This is a genomic window from Pseudomonas sp. K5002 (assembly GCF_013386655.1).
Lineage (GTDB): Bacteria > Pseudomonadota > Gammaproteobacteria > Pseudomonadales > Pseudomonadaceae > Aquipseudomonas.
Genome location: NZ_JACARK010001042.1, coordinates 1 through 1071, shown reverse-complemented (window position 1 = coordinate 1071; position 1071 = coordinate 1). Strand labels below are relative to the sequence as shown.

The following is a 1071-nucleotide window of genomic DNA, read 5'->3' as shown; positions in this document are numbered from 1 at the left end:
GGCCGGCAATGACCTGGAAAGCGCCATGGCCGAAGCCGACGGCCTGGTGAACACCACGCCGATGGGCATGGCCAAGCTGCCGGGCATGCCGGTGCCGTTGGGCACCTTGCGCGCCGACTTGTGGGTAGCGGAGATCGTGTACTTCCCACTGGAAACCGAACTGCTGTGCAACGCCCGCGCCTTGGGCTGCCGCACCCTGGATGGCGGCAACATGGCGGTGTTTCAGGCGGTGAAGGCGTTTGAGTTGTTCACTGGCGAAGTGGCGGATGCAGAGCGCATGCTCGCGCACTTCCAGAGCATGACCACCCAACTGTAGAAACCGGATCAGAAATGTGGGAGCGGGNNCCCGCTCCCACATTTTGCTCGGTGTTGAACTCAAGCCTGCAGGTAGCGCAACACCGACTCGCAGATCATCGCCCGATGCCGCTGCTTGACCGCCTCATCCGACAACTCGATCTGAAAGATCTCGCTGAAGGTGTGGCGGTTCGACACCCGGTAAAAGCTGAACGAGTTGATCAGCAGGTGCACGTCCAGCGGCTCCAGCCCTTCCCGGAACAACCCCAACTCGGCGCCCCGGCGCAACGTGGTGCCAAGGGCTTCGAGGATGTTGCTGTTCATCGCCTTGATCGACGTCGACTGCTTTACATACTCGGCGTTGTGGATGTTCTCGATGCTCACGATGCGCACAAAATCCACGTTCTGATCGTGGTGATCAAAGGTGAATTCCACCAGCCGGCGGATCGCTTCCCGGGGCTCCAGGGCCGTCAGGTTCATCCGTGTCTCGGTGTTGCGAATGTCGCCGTAGAGTTTCTCCAGCACCTCGACGTAGAGCTGCTCCTTGCTGCCGAAGTAGTAATAGATCATGCGCTTGGAGGTCTGGATACGCTCCGCGATCGCGTCCACCCGGGCGCCGGAAAGGCCCTGGGTGACAAACTCGACGATGGCTTCCTGGAGAATGTTCTCGCGGGTCTTTTCCGGGTTGTTCTTGCGGCTCTTGCGCGGTGCGGTGGCCGCGGCGGGAAGCTCGGAGGTCAGGGTCATGGTGCGCTCACGGCCTTAGGTGCAGGCGCT

1 protein-coding gene and 1 pseudogene are annotated in these 1071 nt (G+C 61.3%); one reads left to right on the top strand and one right to left on the bottom strand.

Annotation, left to right across the window (positions count from 1 at the left end):
* A pseudogene (locus tag HX846_RS32950) lies at nucleotides 1–316 on the top strand (shikimate dehydrogenase); the annotation flags it as partial.
* 59 nt (nucleotides 317–375) lie between these two features.
* Here the strand turns inward: HX846_RS32950 and HX846_RS32945 are convergent.
* Nucleotides 376–1041 carry a TetR/AcrR family transcriptional regulator gene (locus HX846_RS32945; RefSeq protein ID WP_003215538.1) on the bottom strand — a complete coding sequence of 222 codons (666 nt, stop codon included), beginning with the start codon at nucleotides 1039–1041 and terminating at the stop codon, nucleotides 376–378.
* Between the last annotated feature and the right edge of the window lie 30 nt (nucleotides 1042–1071).